We start from the raw sequence: 15,849 nt of genomic DNA on the forward strand, positions 1-15,849 counted from the left end.
GGGCTCTCGTACGTACGGGGTCCGGCGCGGCCCATGAGCACCCGTAGCGGACCGGCCGTCAGTGCCGGCTTCGCGTCAGCCGAAGACCACGCAGGCGGCGGCGGGCACGGCCAGCGAACCGGTCCGGCGCGGCTGTCCGGTCAGCTGGTCGACGTCGAACCAGGTGACGTCCCCGGAGCGCTGGTTGGCCGCGTAGAGCCGGCGTCCCGAGGGGTCGGCCGCGAGGTCGCGCGGCCAGCTGCCCCCGCACGCCACGGTGCTCGTGAGCTGCGGTTTCTCGGCTCCGTCGGCGAACGAGAAGGTCGCGATGGTGTCGGGGCCGCGGACGGCCGCCCACAGGAAACGACCGTCCGGCGAGGCCGTGATCGCCGAGGGATAGGCCTCCGGAGCCCCTGGGGCACCCTTGGAGGCCACCGGAACCTCAGCGACCGGTACGAGCTCGCCCGACGCCGCGTTCCAGCGGCAGACGGTCAGCTGCGGATCCAGCTCGTGCAGGACGTAGACGACCTCGCCGGCGGGGTGGAAGGCGAGGTGCCGTGGGCCGGTCCCCGCGCGCAGCACGGTCTCGGCGTGGACGCGCAGGGCCCCGGTGGCCCGGTCGAGCGCGCAGACCCGTATCGAATCGGTGCCGAGGTCGACGCTGAACACCCAGCGGCCGGTGGGGTCGGGCAGCACCTGGTGGGCGTGCGGGCCTTGCTGTCGGCCGGCGTCGGGGCCGGAGCCGTGATGGGCGAGGACCTCGGCGGGGGCGGCGATCGCGCCGTCGTCGCCGAGCGGGAGACTGCTGACGCTGCCGGAGTCGTAGTTGGCGGTCAGCAGCCGTCGACCGGCCACGCTGAGGTGGGTCGGACCGGCGCCGCCGACGCGGACGGCGCTTCCGAGGGGGGTCAGCCCGTCGGTGGTGGTCCGGAAGGCACCCACCGCGCCGTCCTCGGTCTCGCTCACGGCGTAGAGCACGCCGCTGCGCCGGTCGTGGGCGAGGTACGAGGGGTCCGCGACGGCGTCGGTCACCGAGAGCGCGGTCAGCGCTCCGGTGGCCGGATCCACGGCCGCGGTGGTGACACCGCGACCGCCCCCCGAGGTGAACGTGCCGATCCAGGCCCGGTGTCCGCCGCCGCGGGCCGCACGGTCGCCGCCGCCCACACCACTGTCCGCGTCGTCCACTGAAGGTCCCTCTCCGCCGTTCCGGATCCGTTCGGGAGGACGTTAACAGAAGGTCTAGACCAAGTCCCGCCCGTGGGCCCGCTCCTGGGCGCCCGGATGATGAACGTACGCCGTCGCGCTCGTCGTGTCCTCGAAAGTGCGATGAAAGACGGGAGTCGCCGCACCGGACATCGGCGGCACGATCCACGACCAGTCGGCGCCCACGTCCCGCCCCCTGCGCTCCTCCTTCTCCATGTGAGTAAGGAAGCGCCGGGACTCGGTGTGGTGGTCGGCGATGGTGACCTCGGCGCGGTCGAAGGAGTGCAGCACCGCCCGGTTGAGCTCGACGAGCGCCCGGTCCTTCCAGAGCGAGCGGTCGCTGGCGGTGTCGAGGCCCATGCGCCGGGCCACGGCCGGCAGCAGGTTGTACCGGTCGGTGTCGGCGAGGTTGCGGGCGCCTATCTCGGTACCCATGTACCACCCGTTGAAGGGCGCGGCCGGGTAGTGGATGCCGCCGATCTCCAGACACATGTTGGAGATGGCGGGAACGGCGTGCCAGCGCAGGCCCCAGTCCGTCCAGCCGTCGCCGCCCTCCACCCCGTCCGGGTGCTCGATGGGCACTTCCAGGACGGCGTCCGCGGGTACGTCGAACCAGCGGGGCTTGTCGTCGACCCCCTGGACGACCAGCGGAAGCAGGTCGAAGGGGGTGCCGGGGCCGCCGGACCAGCCGAGGGCGAGCAACGCGCTCGTGAGCTCGGCGTTGCGGGCGTCGCCGACGGTGATGGACGGGTGGTCCCCGTAGCCGGCGTACCGGACCAGCTGCTCGCTCCAGATCAGCGGCCCGGGACGGTCCGGGGCATCAGGGGCGAAGACCGTGAGGGTGGGCCGGACGCGGCCGCCGTTGGTCGCCTCGCGCAGGTGCTCGAAGCACTCCCCGGCGATCTCCTCGGCGGCGGTGAGCCCGCGGCGGTCGCGCACGCGCAGGGAGTTCCAGTAGAGCCGGCCTATGCAGCGGTTGCTGTTGCGCCAGGCCACGCGGGCGCCGTGCACGAGCTCCTCGGGAGTGTGCCGGTAGGTGCCCGTCCCGGCGAGCTCGGCCCGTACGGCGGCGAGCCGCGCGCGCGGATCACCCGCGTCCGGGTTCTCCCTGTGGAAGAGTCGGATGAACTCCTCGGCTGCTTCCCACACTTGAGCGGTGGTGGAACGCTGTTGAAGTATTTCCATCACGGGCGGTTACCCCCCTGGCCGACCAGATCCACCCTGTACGTGCCGGATGAACGCGCAAGGAACAATCACCCGTTGTACCTGCCGCAGGTCAGCCGCCGTGCGTGAGGCGCTCCGGGAACACTCCTCCGTGTGGTCCTCGCCGATCGGCCTGCGGGTGGGCGGCGGCGGGGCGTAGCATCCGCCCACATCCCGCGCCGCCGAACCGACTTGGTTCCTGCGCCGTGGATCCCCTGCGCCGGGGCTGAGGTCAGGCGCTGATGACCAGCGGGGCCCGGGGGTGGGTGCGCAGCGGGACGTGCAGGGCGACCAGGGCGTGCTCCAGGCCGTGCAGGTGGGCCAGGGCGGGCTCGGCGGCGTGCGGGCGCGGGGGGAGCGGAGCGGTCGGCTCCGAGGCTTCCCGCGATCCGGTCAGCGTCTCCACGGCCGCTTCCACGCGCCAGCAGGCGGCGGCGAGGCGGGCGTCGTGCGAAGCCTGCGGGTCGGCCGCGACGGCCACCAGTCCGCGCACCTCCCGGGCGCAGTCGTCGAGCAGCCCGAGGACCTGGCGGGCCCGCGCCTTGCGGGCGCGGAGCGGGCTCAGCGGGTGGACGAGGGGCGCGAGCGCCATCCGTACCCGGCCCAGCAGCAGTTCGAGCTCGGCGGCGTGCGGAGCGGGATCGGCGTCGGGATCCCCGGCGAGCCGGTCGAGGGAGGCCGCGGTGGAGGCCCGTACGCAGTGCAGGGCGCGCTGGATCCAGGCGTCGTTGGCGGCGTGCGTGGTGACGGGCAGGACGAGGACGACGGCGAGCGCCGCGCCCAGCGCGCCGATGGCGGTCTCCTCGAAGCGCAGGAGCAGCAGGCCGGGGTGGAGCACGCCGAGGAGTCCGTAGAGCAGTCCCGCCATGACGGTGACGAAGAACATCATCCAGGAGTACGACGGGGCGGCGGTGTAGAAGATGCCGAAGACGCATACCGCGACCAGGGCGGCCGTGGGTACGGGGGCTCCGTGCAGCGGCACCGCGATCAGCAGGCCGGCGGCGATGCCGACGACCGTGCCGAGGACCCGGCGGAAGCCCCGGACCAGGGTCTCGCCGCGGGAGGCCGTGTTGACGAAGATCCACCAGGCGGTGCCGACGGCCCAGTACCAGCGGTCCTCCGACAGCGCCTGGCCGATGCCGAGCGCGAAGGCGCAGGCGGCCGTCGCCTGGAAGGCCTGCCGGGTGGTGGGCCGGGCCAGCCCCGTACCGGGCAGCCCGGGCGGTGCGGGGGCGGGCGGGGTGCGCCGCTCGATGGGCCAGAGCGCGAAGCGGACTGCCGCCGCGGACAGCAGCGCCAGTCCGACGGCGGCGAACAGCTCGGGCAGCTGTTCGGGGCGTGCGTGCAGGAACTGGGTGACGAAGAACATCATGAAGGCGAAGACGCCGAGCGCGTGTCCGCGCGGGCCGAAGCGCCGGGCGTGGACCCCGGCGAAGACGACCGCGAGGAAGGCCGCGTCACGGGCGAGCGGAACCCCGTGCAGGGTGGTGGCCAGCGCCAGTACGGGGAAGCCGGCGACCGGCAGCAGGGCGGTGCTCACCCGCTGGGCGCGCACGGTCGGGTCGAGCACGGTGAAGAGCGCGAGCAGCGCCGCCAGTCCCCCGGTGATCGACGCGACGAGCGAGAGCCCGCACACCTCGGACGTCGCCACGGCCAGTGCGATGCCGATGACGGCCCGCGTGGAGTTCTTGAGCCTTGCGAGCCCCGGATCCGGAGCCACGAACATCCTCTTCACGGCGGTGTGCCGCCCCCCTCGCGATGGAACACGCCGGGCCGGCTTCCGCCCGGGGGTGGTGGGCGGCATGCGGACACGGCGAAGGCGCCGCGCTCCGGGGCGGCCTCGTTGCCGCACGGCGCCGCGCGGCGCCGTAAGTACATGGATACGACACAGATAACCATCCGGAGGCCTGCTGGCTCAACTCTCGGATGCTGGGGTGGGCCATTGGTACAGTCCTCGGCATCGATTTTCGGCCAGGTGGAGCCACGGGTACGCACGGCCGGGGCTGGGGCCGCGGACACGGCCGCTACGGGCGCGGGGAGCCTTCCGTGGGGACACAGAGGACCGGGACCGGGGAGAGGTGCAGCAGCTTGTGCGCAGTGGAGCCCAGGAGCGCGCCACGGATCGGGCTGTCGCCCCAGCTCCCGACGATGATCACACGCGCCTGGTGGCGCTCGGCGGCGGCGAGCAGCGCTTGGGCGGGCTTCTCGTCCATCACCTCGACCGTGGAGGGCACCCCCGCTTCGTCGGCGGCCTCCACCGCGCGGGCGAGCGCGCTGCGGCCGGCCTCGCGGACGGCCTCCCGGTGCGCCCGGTACTCCTCGCCGGTGGCACCGGGGGCGGCCGCCCCGTAGACGAGGACCAGCGGCTCGCCGAAGGCGGTGGCCACCTCCAGCGCCACGCGCAGCGCGCGCTCCGCACCGGGCGATTCGTCGTACCCGAGGACGACGGACATCGGGGCTCCCTACTTCCGGATTCCGTGGACGAGGTCCGGGTCGGCGACCCCGCGCCGCTCCAGCCAGAAGCGCTCGTCCCGGACCCGCCAGAAGCCCATGACCAGCACTCCGACGACGGCGATCCCGATCCCGATGACCAGCGGTGGACCGAGTCCGAACCAGGAGGCCCCGCCCGCCGAGTTCTGCGGGTCCGACATGTCGGCGACCGACTGCACCAGCAGCCAGGCCAGCAGTCCGGCGCCGATCACCGGGCCGAGGCCGATCAGCAGGAAGTTGTGCGCGCTCTCCAGCAGGTGTCGGCGGTAGTACACGGCGCAGGCCAAGCCGGTGAGCGCGTAGTAGAAGGCGATGAGCAGGGACAGGGCGGTGAGGGAGTCCAGGAGGGCGTTCTCGCTGATCTGGTTGACGGCGAGGTACCAGCCGATGGCAATGGCGGCCACCCACCAGGTGCTCACGTCGGGGGTCCGCAAGCGCGGGTGGATGTGTGCGAGGTGCGGCGGCAGCGCGTGACGGCGGGCCATCGACAGGGCGGTGCGCGACGCGGGGATGATCGTGGTCTGGGTGGAGGCGAGGGCGGACGTGCAGACGGCGAGCAGGACGACCCAGTCCCAGCCGCCCATGACCTCGTGCGCGAGGACGGCGAAGACGGCCTCCTCCTCGCCCGCGTTCTCGGCGAGGAACTTCGTCCCGGCGTAGCCGACGACCGCGAAGCCGACGGACAGGTACGTCACCAGGAGCACGACGGTCGACCAGATGCCCGCCTTGCCCGGCGCGGTGGCGGAGTTCTCGACCTCTTCGGTGAGGTTGACCGCCGATTCCCAGCCCCAGTAGATGAAGACGCCGAGCAGCAGCCCGCCGGTCAGGGCGGCGCCGCCGGCACCGAAGGGATTGAGCCATTCCACCGAGGGTCTGGTTCCGTCGAGGCTGCTGGTCCCGGCGTAGACGCGGTAGAGGGCGACCACGGCGAAGGCCAGCAGGAAGAAGACCTGGGCGAGGATCAGGATGTCCTGGAGCCGGGCGGACATCTCGGTGCCGATGACGCAGACGGCGGTCATGGCCAGGATCACGACGACCGTCAGCGTCTGGCGGATCACCTCGTTCGCCGCCCAGCCGTCGAGCCCGGCGGCGAGCAGGCCGAAGTGGACGGCCACGTCGGCGAGCGAGCCGATGACGAGCACGCCGGTCATGGCGATGGCCCAGCCGCCGAGCCAGCCGGCCCACGGGCCCATGGCACGCGTCACCCACGAGAAGGTGGTTCCGCAGTCCTGGTCGACCTTGTTGAGGTAGTAGAAGGCGGCGGCGATCAACAGCATCGGCACGAAGGAGGCCAGCATGACTCCGGGCGCGTAGATCCCGGCGAGCGCGACGATCGGGCCGATGACAGCGGCCAGGGAGTAGGCGGGCGAGGTCGAGTTCAGACCGATGACGAGCGCGTCGAGGAAGCCGATGGCGTTGGCCTTGAGTCCGGGACCGGCGCCGGGGTCGGCGCCGGGGTCGGGGACGGGGTCCACATCGGCGGTCGCCCCTGGGCCCGGTTCGGGGCCCGGTTCGGGGCCCGGTTCCGGGCCCGGGGGCTCCGGAAGGCCGCCGTCCGCGCCGTGGTGAGCCATGTACGCATGATCACGCAGACCGGGTGGGCGCGCGAGGCGGGAGCGTCAGGGGTGGGTGTTCCAGCCCGCGACCACGGGGAGGCCGTGCTCCGTGGAGAGCCGGCTGAAGGTGCCCGTGCGCAGCAGGAAGAGGCGTCCGGCCTCGGGAGGCAGGCCGAGGTAGCGGGCGGTCAGCACGCGCAGCAGGTGGGCGTGGGCGACCAGGACCGCGTCACCCCGGTCCTCGCGCAGTACGCCGGCCACCCGGGCGAGCACCCGGTCCGCGCGGGCGGCGACCTCGGCGGCGTTCTCACCGGGGTGCTCCGCGTCGCCGGGCGGCACCCCGTCGGTCCACAAGGACCAGCCCGGACGCTCGCGCAAGATCTCCGCCGTGGTGATGCCCTCGTAGCCGCCGTAGTCCCACTCGTACAGGTCGGGGTCGCTGACCCCGCCGGTCAGCCCGGCGAGCTGGGCCGTGGCCTCGGCCCGGCGCATCGGGCTGGTCAGCACCAGGGCCGGATGGCGATCCTGGAAGTAGGGGGCGAGCGAGATGGCTTCCTCGACCCCGCGCGCGGTCAGCGGGACGTCGGTGCGCCCGGTGTGCCGCCCGGTCGCACTCCAGGCCGTCTCGCCGTGCCTCACCAGCAGCAGGTCGCTCATCCCTCGGACCCTAATCCCTGCGGCGGGTCCGCGCCGTACGGACGGGCGGCGGCTTGCGGGGAGCGAGCCGGGCATCGCAGGGGTGAGGGAGATCAGGGAGCGAGGGGGAAAGCGATGCGCAAGCGATGCAAGTTGGCCCCGCGACCCGCTCTCGCGAAGCTCGGGGCCATGGACAACGAGTACGGCGATCGCGTCGCGGCGGGTTTCGCGGCGGGCGACGAGGACTGCGTGGCGTTGGTCTCCCGGCGCTGGCGGCCGCTGGTGCACGCCCTTGCCCGGCGCTCGCCCGGCGCTCGCCCGGCGACGAGCGGGAGGCCGAGGACGTGACCCAGCAGGTGTTCCTCGCCGCCTGGCGCGGCCGGAGCGGCTACCGCCCCGGGCCGGGCGGCCTCGGGGCCTGGCTGACCGGCATCACACGCCACAAGGTGGCCGACGCCCTGACGGCCCGGACCCGGCGGGCGCGGGCGACCGATGCCGCCCTGCGCCTCAGCGCCCAGGCCCGTCCGGAGCCGCTGCCGGGCCCGGAACGGGCCCTGGAACGGGGGTGGTGCTGGAGGAGTTGGCCCGGCTTCCTCGGCGCAGCAGCGGGTGCTGCGGCTCGCCTTCTACGCGGACCTGGCGCAGTGGCAGATCGCGGACCGCACCGGACTGCCGCTCGGCACCGTCAAGAGCCACATGCGACGGGCGCTGCACCTCCTGCGGCAGTCGCTGGAGCCGCCTCGGCGGGCAGGGCGGCGCCGAACATCCTTACTGGAAACGCCCGTTCCCCGAGGGCGGCGGCCAACGCCTCCATCGGCAGACTGTGTTGCTCCCCGGGCGTGCAGGCCAGCAGCACCGGAGGGGTCCGGAGCGTCTGCGGTGCCGGCCGGATCCGGTGCAGGGCCGAGGAGACGTACCAGGACAACAGGTGTTCCACCTCGATGTAACGCTCCCCCGCCGAGGCCCACTTGCGGCCCACCGCGTGCAGGGTCGGCGCGATCACCTCTTCCCACGCGGTGACCAGGCCGAGCTCGGCGAGCGCGCCGGCCAGCAGGTCCTCCACGGCAGGCGCGTCCAGTCGTACGGCGGCCCGCGCGAGCCCCCTGCACTCCGGGCGGACGTCTCCGAGGCGCAGCGCGGGGGCCCGCCCGGCGTCGCCGCCCCGACCGGCGGCGACGCGGAGGCGAGAGTGCCGGGGGCGGCGCCCCGGGCCACCCGGGCCGCCTCGGACGGCGGGACGCCCTGGGTGGTGAGGCGGCACATCAGCTCCGGGCGGGCCATGTCCCCGGGGGTCCAGCGCCGGTGCCGGCCGTCTTCGCGGCGGGCCGGGCCGATGGCGTAGCGGCGTTCCGACGAGCGCAGCGTGGTCGGCCGAGACCCCCAGGCGCCGGGCGACGGCGCCGGTGCCGAGCGCGGTGGGCGGGGGCTGCGGGGGGTCGGGCTCCACCGTTCCACCGTACGGCGCGGCGGGTCCGAGGGTGCTCACCCGGCGCCGGACCCGGCCTCGCGGCCCCGGCGGAAGCGGTCGAGGCCGTCGGCCAGTTCGACCACCGGGTCGGGGTAGTCGTAGCCGGCCCGTTCCGGCCCGGTCAGCCGCCACGGCTCGTGCACGCGCGGAGCGGGGAGTGCGGCGAGTTCGGGGATCCAACGGTGCACGTAGGCGCCGTCGGGGTCGTAGCGCAGGCCTTGGCGAACCGGGTTGAGGACCCGGTTGGGGCGGGAGTCGGTGCCCGTGCCCGCCGCCCACTGCCAGTTGAGCTGGTTGTTGGCGAGGTCCCCGTCCACGAGGAGGTCCATGAAGTGGCGGGCGCCGAGGCGCCAGTCGACGTACAGGGTCTTGGTGAGGAAGCTCGCGGTGAGCAGCCGCCCGCGATTGTGCATCCAGCCCTCGTGGGCGAGCTGGCGCATGGCCGCGTCGACCACCGGATAGCCGGTCCGGCCCTCTTTCCAGGCCTGGATCTCCTCATCGGCGGCCGGCCCGGTCCGCCAGCCGTCCCCGCGGGTGCGGTAGTCCGCCGCGGCCGCCTCCGGACGGGCGGCGAGCACCTGGTGGTGGAAATCTCGCCAGCACAGCTGCCGTACGAAGGCCTCGGCGCCGGGTCCGCCGGCCGCGCGGGCACGGTGGACGGTCTCGGCGGCCGAGAGCGTGCCGAAGTGCAGGTGCGGGGAGAGCCGGGACGTGGCGTCGCCGGCCAGGTCGTCGTGGACTTCCGGGTAGCGGGAGATCCCGGAACGCAGCCAGCGGGCCAGCAGCCGGCGGGCCTCGCGCTCGCCGCCGGGAGCGAGGCCCGGGGAGGTGCCGGTGACGGCGGCGCGCTCGGGCAGCGGCTCGGAGCGGACGTCGTCGGGGACCCGGACGCCGGCGCGGGGCGCGGGCGCGAGGGCCCGCAGGGGCTGGGCCGCCCAGCGGCGGTGGTACGGGGCGAAGACGGCGAAGTGGTCGGACCCGGCGGGCAGGACGGCACCGGGGGCCACGGCGGTGATCACGGCGTCGTGGACGTAGAGCCGCCGGCCCTCGGCTTCGAGGGCGGTGCGCAGCCGGTCCTCGCGCGCGTGGGCGAAGGCGCTGACGCCGCCGGAGATGTGCACCTCGTCGGCGTCGGCCTCCCGTACGAGGGCGACGGTCTCGGTGACGGCGTCGCCGGAGCGGACGACGAGCCGGCCGCCGCGGGAGCGCAGCCCCGCGTCGAGGCCGGCGAGGCAGTCGGCGAGGAAGGCGAGCCGGTTGGGCGGCGCTGGTACCCCGGGGTCGCGGACGAAGAGCGGAACCACCTGCCGGGAGGAGGACAGCGCGGCGCGCAGCGGCGGATGGTCGTGCAGCCGCAGGTCGGAGGTGTAGAGGACCACCGCGACGTTCATGGGGCTCGCTCCGTGTGGGGGACGTGGGGACGTGGGGACGAGGGGACGGGTTTCGTCTCGTACTTCGGGGCGCGAGCACCCCCCGGATGCGGGGTCGCTGCCGCTCGTTCCCCGGGGCTCGTCCGGAGCCCCGCCGGGCCGGAACGGGACAGGGTGCGGGTTCGGAAGGGGGGAACGGGAGCCGGACGCGCCGTGCGGCGCCGGGGATGCGGCCGCCGCGGCGAGCCGGCGGTGCTAGGACGAGCGCCGGTCCAATCGTTCCGCGGCGCGGGCGATGTTGCGGGCCATGCCGCCGAAGACGACGGCGTGGAACGGGGACACGCTCCACCAGTACAGGTGGCCGAGCAGGCCGCGCGGATGGAACAGGGCCCGCTGGCGGTAGCGGGCGCCGCCCCCGTCCCCCGGGACCGGCGGATCGGCACGGAGTTCGAGCCAGGCCAGGCCGGGCAGCCGCATTTCCGCGCGCAGGCGCAGCAGGCGGCCCGGGATGATCTCCTCGACCCGCCAGAAGTCGAGGGAGTCCCCCACCCGCAGCCGGGCCGCGTCGCGGCGGCCGCGGCGGATGCCGACGCCGCCGACGAGCCGGTCCAGCCAGCCCCGCAGGGCCCAGGCCAAGGGGAAGGAGTACCAGCCGTTCTCGCCTCCGATGCCCTCCACCACCCGCCACAGCGCTCCGGGCGAGGCGTCGACCGCGCGCTCCCGCCGGTCGGTGTAGAGGCTGCCGCCCGCCCAGTCGGGGTCGGTGGGCAGCGGATCGCTCGGCGCGCCGGGCACCGCGGCCGAGGACCAGCGGGTGTCCACGCGGGCGTCCCGGATCCGCTGGAGGGCGAGGGCCAGGGCTTCGTCGAAGCCGATGGGCGCGCCGGGCGGGTCGGGGACGTAGGTGGCGATGTCGTGTTCCGCGCAGACCACCTCGTGCCGCAGGGATTCGGCGAGGGGCCGGGCCAGCGCGCGCGGTACGGGGGTGACCAGACCGATCCAGTGGCTGGACAGTCCGGGGGTCAGCATCGGGACGCGCAGGATCAGGCGGGCGGGCAGCCGGGCCACGACGGCGTAGCGGCGCATCATCTCCTCGTACGTGACCACGTCGGGCCCGCCGATGTCGAAGGCCCGGTCCACCTCGGGCGGCATACCGGCGCTGCCGACGAGGTAGCGCAGGACGTCGCGGACGGCGATGGGCTGGCAGCGCGTGCCGACCCAGCTGGGGGTGACCATGACGGGCAGCCGCTCGGTCAGGTAGCGCAGCATCTCGAAGGAGGCGGAGCCGGAGCCGATGACGACGGCGGCGCGCAGGACGGCCGCCGGGACGGGTCCGGCGAGGAGGATCTCGCCGACCTCGGCGCGGGAGCGCAGGTGCGGGGAGAGGGAGCGGACGGGGATGCCGGCCGGGGTGAGGCCGCCGAGGTAGACGATGCGGCGGACTCCGGCGGCGTGGGCCTGCTCCGCGAAAGTCCGGGCAGCGGCGCGGTCGCGCCCCTCGAACCCGGATCCGGTGTTGAGGGCGTGCACGAGGTAGTAGGCGACGTCGATCCCGGCCATCGCGGCAGCCAGGCCGCGCGCGTCGGTGACGTCCCCGCGAACGATCTCGACCTGCCCGGCCCACGGGTGGTCGCGCAGTTTCTCGGGGGTGCGGGCAAGGCATCGGACGCGGTGCCCGGCCTCGATGAGTTCGGGCACCAGGCGACCGCCGATGTAGCCGGTGGCTCCGGTGACCAGGCAGTTCTTTCCCGTCATGGTTGTCTCCGCTCCTCGTTCCCGGCTCTGCGCCGCTCCGCCCCGTCCCCCGGCCGCGTACCGCACGCGCCCGGCCGCGTACCGCACGCACGCCGTCGCCCGGACAGGGTGCCCCGGCGCGTACTCCCTTACCTCCCGTTCCCCGGGGCGCACCGCATCGGATGCGGGAATCCCCCCGGACGGCACATCCACGGCCTCCTCCCGTTCCGAAGCAGGGGGCCCAGGGCCGAAGGACATGACCGAGCGGAGACGATCGCGCCCCCAGCGGAGACGATCGTGCCCCCGCACCGCCGGGGCCGGCGGGGGTGTTCCGGGGCTGACTGCGGCATGCGTGGCCGCCCGCGCGAGGTGACCCTGCCTGCGTGGCCGCCACGGCGCCACCCCGGCTCACCTGCGCGTTGATAAGGTCACAGCATGGCGGTGGACGAGCTCGACACACGGATCCTGCGCCTGCTGATCGAGCAACCGCGCACCAGCGTCCGGGAGTACGCCCGGATCCTCGGCGTCGCCCGCGGCACCCTCCAGGCCCGGCTCGACCGGCTGGAGCGCACCGGGGTGATCACCGGGACCGGGCCCGTCCTGTCCCCGGCCGCACTCGGACACCCGGTGCTGGCCTTCGTGCACATCGAGGTCACCCAGGGGCACCTGGACGAGGTCGGCGACGCGCTGGCCTCCGTTCCCGAGATCATCGAGGCCTTCTCCATCACCGGCGGCGGGGACCTGCTGACCCGCGTGGCCGCGCGGGACAACGCGCATCTGGAGGACGTGATCCAGCGGCTGATCCGGCTCCCGGGAGTGGTCCGCACCCGGACCGAGGTCGCGCTGCGCGAACGGGTGGCGCACCGGCTGCTGCCGCTGGTCGAGTCCGTGGGACGAGCCGCACGCAAATCCTGACAAGATGGTCGGGACAGGTACAGGACCGGCACGGGCAGGACGGGCGCGGCGAATGATCTCCGTCATATTCGATCTCGACGGCACCCTCGTGGACAGCGAGCCGAACTACTACGAGTCCGGGCGGCGCACGCTGGAGCGGCACGGGGTCCCCGACTTCACCTGGGAGCAGCACTCCCGGTACATCGGCATCGGCACTCTGGAGACGCTGGAGATCCTCCGGGACGCCTACGGGATCCAGGCCCCGGTGGAGCAGCTGCTCACCGAGCAGAACGCCGCCTACCTGGAGCTCGCCCGCATCCGGACCGAGGCGTACCCCGAGATGCGCAAGCTCGTCGAGCGGCTGCACGGGGACGGCGTCCCGATGGCGGTGGCCTCCGGGTCCTCGCGCGAGGCGATCGACGCGGTCCTGGCCGGGACCGGGCTGGACGCGCTGCTGACCACGGTGGTCTCCGCCGAGGAAGTGGAGCGGGGCAAACCCGCCCCGGACGTGTTCCTGGAGGCGGCGCGCCGGCTAGGCGCGGATCCCGCCGACTGCGTGGTCGTCGAGGACGCGGCTCCTGGCGCGCAGGCCGCCCGTGCGGCGGGCATGGAGTGCGTGGCGATCCCGTACGTGGCGGCCGCCGCCGACGATCCGGCCTTCGCGACGGCCGGTCTGCTCTTCCCCGCCGGTCAGCGGGAGTTCAGCGCGGACGCCGCCTACGGCTGGATCGCGGAGCGCCGGGGCGCCTGATCCCCTGGCATCCTCGAGCCGGCGCTGTCACCCTGCCGGGGTGACCGCCACCCGCTGTCTTCGGGAGCCGAGCGCGGACCGCGCCGGTGGCCCCTGGTCGGAAACCTTCCCGCCTTCGCCCGCGATCCGCTGGCCTTCTTCGAGTCGCTGCGCGACGAGTACGGCGACTGGGTGCCCTGGGCGCTCGGCCCGCAGCGCAACGTGCTGGTCTCCCGGCCCGAGCACGCGGGCGAACTGCTGGGCGCCGTCGAGTCGACCTTCAAGCCGACCGAACTGGGGTGGGCCTTTCGCCAGTTGCTCGGCAACGGAGTGGTGGTGGCCACGGGCGACGACTGGAGGCGCAAGCGGGCGCTGGTCCAGCCCTCGGTGCGCCCGCGCCAAGTGCGCTCGTACGCGGCAACGATGGTGGAGTGCGCCGACGCGCTGGCATCCGCCTGGAGCGAGGGCGCGCGGATCGACGTGCACAAGGAGATGGCCGGGCTCACGCAACGGATCGGGGTGCGCACCCTGTTCGGCAGCGACGCGGCCGGTCGGGAGGCGCCGATCGGTGCGGCCATGGCCACGGCTCAGCGGGAACTGAGTGCGGAGTTCCGCGGAGTGACCCTGTTCCTGCCGCCATGGGTGCGGACTCCGGGCCGGCGCCGGATGCGGGCCGCGGTGGCCGTCCTCGACCGGGAGATCGAGCACGTCATACGGGAGCACGAGGCGGCCTCGGCGGCCGGCGAAGAGCGGGACGACCTGCTGAGCCGGCTCCTCGCCGCCCGGGGCGAGAGGGGGGAGCCGCTGTCGCGCACGGAGCTGCGGGACGAGTCGATCACGCTCTACATCGGCGGCCACGAAACCACCTCGACCACCCTGACCTGGGCCTGGCAGCTGCTGTCCGGTGCGCCCGAGGCGCGCGAGCGGCTGACGGAAGAGCTGGACCGGGTGCTCGGCGGGCGGCTGCCGACGTACGAGGACTACGCGCGGCTGCCCTGGACCCAGCAGGTGGTCAAGGAGGCGCTGCGGATCTACCCGCCGATCTGGCTGATCTCGGCGGTGGCGACGGAGGGTGCGACGCTCGGCGGGCGACCGGTCCCAGCCGGCCTGTCGGTGTGGGCGAGCCCGTGGTCGATGCACCGGGACGCGCGCTGGTTCCCGGAGCCGGAGTCCTTCCGCCCTGAGCGCTGGGACGCGGACGCGCCCCGTCCCGTGCCGGAACACGCCTGGTTCCCCTTCGGCAGCGGCCCCCGCGCCTGTCCGGGCGCCCGCTTCGCCCTGGTGGAGGCCGCCCTCGTACTGGCCGTCCTGGCCCAGCGCTTCCACCTGGACAGCGGCCCCGGGCGCGCGAAGGTCCTCCCGGGCCTGACCCTCCAGCCGGTCGGCCCGGTCCTGGCGACGCTCCGCGCCGGCCACCCGTAACGGGGGCCCGGGAAGATCCCGGCAACGCGCCCGGTTGGTAGAACCGTGAACGAATTTGCGGAGCGGACCACAGCCGGTACGGCGGTCGCGGCAGTCACGGACGTGGCGGTCATCGGCGCCGGCCAGGCGGGCCTGTCCAGCGCCTATCACCTCGCCCGGACGGGCATCGACCACGTGGTCCTGGACCACGCTCCCCGCCCCGGCGGTGCCTGGCAGTTCCGCTGGCCCTCGCTGACCTACGGCAAGGTCCACGGCATGCACGCCCTGCCGGGCATGGAGCTCGTCGGGGCCGATCCGCTGCGGCCGTCCTCCCAGGTGATCGGGGAGTACTTCGCTGCGTACGAGGCCCGCTTCGACCTGCGCGTACGCCGTCCCGTGAACGTCACCGCCGTACGCGAGGGAGCGGACCGGCGGCTGCTGGTGGAGTCCGCATCCGGGACCTGGTCGGCGCGGGCGCTGGTCAACGCCACCGGGACCTGGGACCGGCCGTTCTGGCCCCGCTACCCGGGGCAGGAGACCTTCCGCGGCCGGCAGCTGCACACGGCGAACTATCCGGGGCCGGAGGAGTTCGCCGGGGCCCGGGTCGTCGTCGTGGGCGGCGGCACCTCGGCGGTGCAGCACCTGCTGGAGATCGCCGAGGTCGCGGAGCGGACGACCTGGGTCACCCGGCGGCCGCCGGTGTTCCGCGACGGGAGCTTCGGCGAAGCCGAAGGCCGTGCGGCGGTGGCCCTGGTGGAGGACCGGGTGCGGCAGGGGCTGCCTCCGCAGAGCGTGGTCAGCGTCACCGGGCTGCCGCTCAACGAGGCGGTCCGGGGCGGACTGGCGTCGGGGGTCCTGGAGCGCCGGCCCATGTTCGACCACCTCACGGCCGGCGGCGCCGCCTGGGCCGACGGGAACCGGGTGGAGGCCGACGTGATCCTGTGGGCCACCGGATTCCGCGCGGCCGTCGACCACCTGGCCCCCCTGCGCCTGCGCGAGCCGGGCGGCGGCATCCGTCTCGACGCCACGCGCGCGGTCCGCGACGCGCGCGTCCACCTGGTCGGCTACGGCCCGTCGGCGTCCACCATCGGCGCCAACCGCGCCGGCGCCTCCGCCGCCCGCGAACTCCGCCGCTTCCTCACCCGCACCCCGGCCGAGGCCCGCTAGGTCCTGTCTGGAGTCCAG

13 protein-coding genes and 3 pseudogenes are annotated in these 15,849 nt (G+C 74.3%); 7 read left to right on the forward strand and 9 right to left on the reverse strand.

Annotated elements, in window-relative coordinates; translation table 11 throughout:
* Positions 1-75: 75 nt before the first annotated feature.
* From J7E97_RS31185 to J7E97_RS31210, 6 genes are all read right to left on the reverse strand, one after another.
* On the reverse strand, positions 76-1,164 hold the full coding sequence (locus J7E97_RS31185; protein WP_308346867.1) for a lactonase family protein: 1,089 nt from the start codon (positions 1,162-1,164) through the stop codon (positions 76-78).
* 54 nt (positions 1,165-1,218) lie between these two features.
* Positions 1,219-2,367, reverse strand: a complete 1,149-nt coding sequence (locus J7E97_RS31190) for a nitric oxide synthase oxygenase (RefSeq protein ID WP_215034279.1) — start codon at positions 2,365-2,367, stop codon at positions 1,219-1,221.
* Between the two features lie 250 nt (positions 2,368-2,617).
* Positions 2,618-4,111, reverse strand: a complete 1,494-nt coding sequence (locus tag J7E97_RS31195) for an FUSC family protein (RefSeq protein WP_215034298.1) — start codon at positions 4,109-4,111, stop codon at positions 2,618-2,620.
* Between the two features lie 298 nt (positions 4,112-4,409).
* A complete protein-coding gene (locus J7E97_RS31200; RefSeq protein WP_215034281.1) occupies positions 4,410-4,838 on the reverse strand; it encodes a universal stress protein in 429 nt (142 codons plus the stop codon).
* A gap of 9 nt (positions 4,839-4,847) precedes the next feature.
* Positions 4,848-6,449: an APC family permease gene (locus tag J7E97_RS31205; protein WP_215034283.1), complete on the reverse strand. Its 1,602-nt coding sequence runs from the start codon at positions 6,447-6,449 to the stop codon at positions 4,848-4,850.
* 45 nt (positions 6,450-6,494) lie between these two features.
* The gene (locus J7E97_RS31210) at positions 6,495-7,088 is read right to left on the reverse strand and encodes a histidine phosphatase family protein (protein WP_215034285.1); all 594 of its coding nucleotides are present in this window, start codon (positions 7,086-7,088) and stop codon (positions 6,495-6,497) included.
* Between the two features lie 168 nt (positions 7,089-7,256).
* On the opposite strand from J7E97_RS31210, the gene J7E97_RS37155 reads away from it, so the two are divergent.
* The 3 genes and pseudogenes from J7E97_RS37155 to J7E97_RS37165 all read left to right on the forward strand — a co-directional run.
* Entirely contained in the window at positions 7,257-7,415 is a 159-nt protein-coding gene (locus tag J7E97_RS37155; RefSeq protein WP_374224287.1) for a hypothetical protein, read from the forward strand.
* Between the two features lie 8 nt (positions 7,416-7,423).
* A pseudogene (locus J7E97_RS37160) lies at positions 7,424-7,486 on the forward strand (sigma-70 family RNA polymerase sigma factor); the annotation flags it as partial.
* Positions 7,487-7,559: 73 nt separating this feature from the next.
* Positions 7,560-7,733, forward strand: a pseudogene (locus J7E97_RS37165) (hypothetical protein); the annotation flags it as partial.
* A 70-nt stretch (positions 7,734-7,803) separates the two neighbouring features.
* Here J7E97_RS37165 and J7E97_RS31220 read toward each other — a convergent pair.
* From J7E97_RS31220 to J7E97_RS31230, 3 genes and pseudogenes are all read right to left on the reverse strand, one after another.
* Positions 7,804-8,514 (reverse strand): annotated as a pseudogene (locus J7E97_RS31220) (B12-binding domain-containing protein); the annotation flags it as partial.
* 35 nt (positions 8,515-8,549) lie between these two features.
* The gene (locus J7E97_RS31225) at positions 8,550-9,926 is read right to left on the reverse strand and encodes a deoxyribodipyrimidine photo-lyase (protein ID WP_215034286.1); all 1,377 of its coding nucleotides are present in this window, start codon (positions 9,924-9,926) and stop codon (positions 8,550-8,552) included.
* 234 nt (positions 9,927-10,160) lie between these two features.
* Positions 10,161-11,660 (reverse strand): SDR family oxidoreductase, encoded by a 1,500-nt coding sequence (locus J7E97_RS31230; RefSeq protein ID WP_215034288.1) that lies wholly within the window; start codon positions 11,658-11,660, stop codon positions 10,161-10,163.
* Between the two features lie 414 nt (positions 11,661-12,074).
* On the opposite strand from J7E97_RS31230, the gene J7E97_RS31235 reads away from it, so the two are divergent.
* The 4 genes from J7E97_RS31235 to J7E97_RS31250 are packed head-to-tail and all read left to right on the forward strand — an operon-like array spanning position 12,075 to position 15,831.
* Positions 12,075-12,554, forward strand: coding sequence for an Lrp/AsnC family transcriptional regulator (locus J7E97_RS31235; protein WP_215034290.1), 480 nt, complete (start codon positions 12,075-12,077; stop codon positions 12,552-12,554).
* A 52-nt stretch (positions 12,555-12,606) separates the two neighbouring features.
* Positions 12,607-13,284 (forward strand): HAD family phosphatase, encoded by a 678-nt coding sequence (locus J7E97_RS31240; protein ID WP_215034292.1) that lies wholly within the window; start codon positions 12,607-12,609, stop codon positions 13,282-13,284.
* A 24-nt stretch (positions 13,285-13,308) separates the two neighbouring features.
* Positions 13,309-14,685, forward strand: coding sequence for a cytochrome P450 (locus tag J7E97_RS31245; RefSeq protein WP_215034300.1), 1,377 nt, complete (start codon positions 13,309-13,311; stop codon positions 14,683-14,685).
* 45 nt (positions 14,686-14,730) lie between these two features.
* The gene (locus tag J7E97_RS31250) at positions 14,731-15,831 is read left to right on the forward strand and encodes an FAD-dependent oxidoreductase (protein WP_215034294.1); all 1,101 of its coding nucleotides are present in this window, start codon (positions 14,731-14,733) and stop codon (positions 15,829-15,831) included.
* Positions 15,832-15,849: the final 18 nt, after the last annotated feature.

The organism is Streptomyces sp. ISL-66 (assembly GCF_018614135.1).
Taxonomy (GTDB): domain Bacteria; phylum Actinomycetota; class Actinomycetes; order Streptomycetales; family Streptomycetaceae; genus Streptomyces.

What these genes read in the sequence shown, in the direction of transcription:
- J7E97_RS31190 (WP_215034279.1), bottom strand. Translation starts at nt 2,367, where the DNA reads ATGGAAATACTTCAACAGCGTTCCACCACCGCTCAAGTGTGGGAAGCA.
- J7E97_RS31195 (WP_215034298.1), bottom strand. Translation starts at nt 4,111, where the DNA reads ATGTTCGTGGCTCCGGATCCGGGGCTCGCAAGGCTCAAGAACTCCACG.
- J7E97_RS31200 (WP_215034281.1), bottom strand. Translation starts at nt 4,838, where the DNA reads ATGTCCGTCGTCCTCGGGTACGACGAATCGCCCGGTGCGGAGCGCGCG.
- J7E97_RS31205 (WP_215034283.1), bottom strand. Translation starts at nt 6,449, where the DNA reads ATGGCTCACCACGGCGCGGACGGCGGCCTTCCGGAGCCCCCGGGCCCG.
- J7E97_RS31210 (WP_215034285.1), bottom strand. Translation starts at nt 7,088, where the DNA reads ATGAGCGACCTGCTGCTGGTGAGGCACGGCGAGACGGCCTGGAGTGCG.
- J7E97_RS37155 (WP_374224287.1), top strand. Translation starts at nt 7,257, where the DNA reads ATGGACAACGAGTACGGCGATCGCGTCGCGGCGGGTTTCGCGGCGGGC.
- J7E97_RS31225 (WP_215034286.1), bottom strand. Translation starts at nt 9,926, where the DNA reads ATGAACGTCGCGGTGGTCCTCTACACCTCCGACCTGCGGCTGCACGAC.
- J7E97_RS31230 (WP_215034288.1), bottom strand. Translation starts at nt 11,660, where the DNA reads ATGACGGGAAAGAACTGCCTGGTCACCGGAGCCACCGGCTACATCGGC.
- J7E97_RS31235 (WP_215034290.1), top strand. Translation starts at nt 12,075, where the DNA reads ATGGCGGTGGACGAGCTCGACACACGGATCCTGCGCCTGCTGATCGAG.
- J7E97_RS31240 (WP_215034292.1), top strand. Translation starts at nt 12,607, where the DNA reads ATGATCTCCGTCATATTCGATCTCGACGGCACCCTCGTGGACAGCGAG.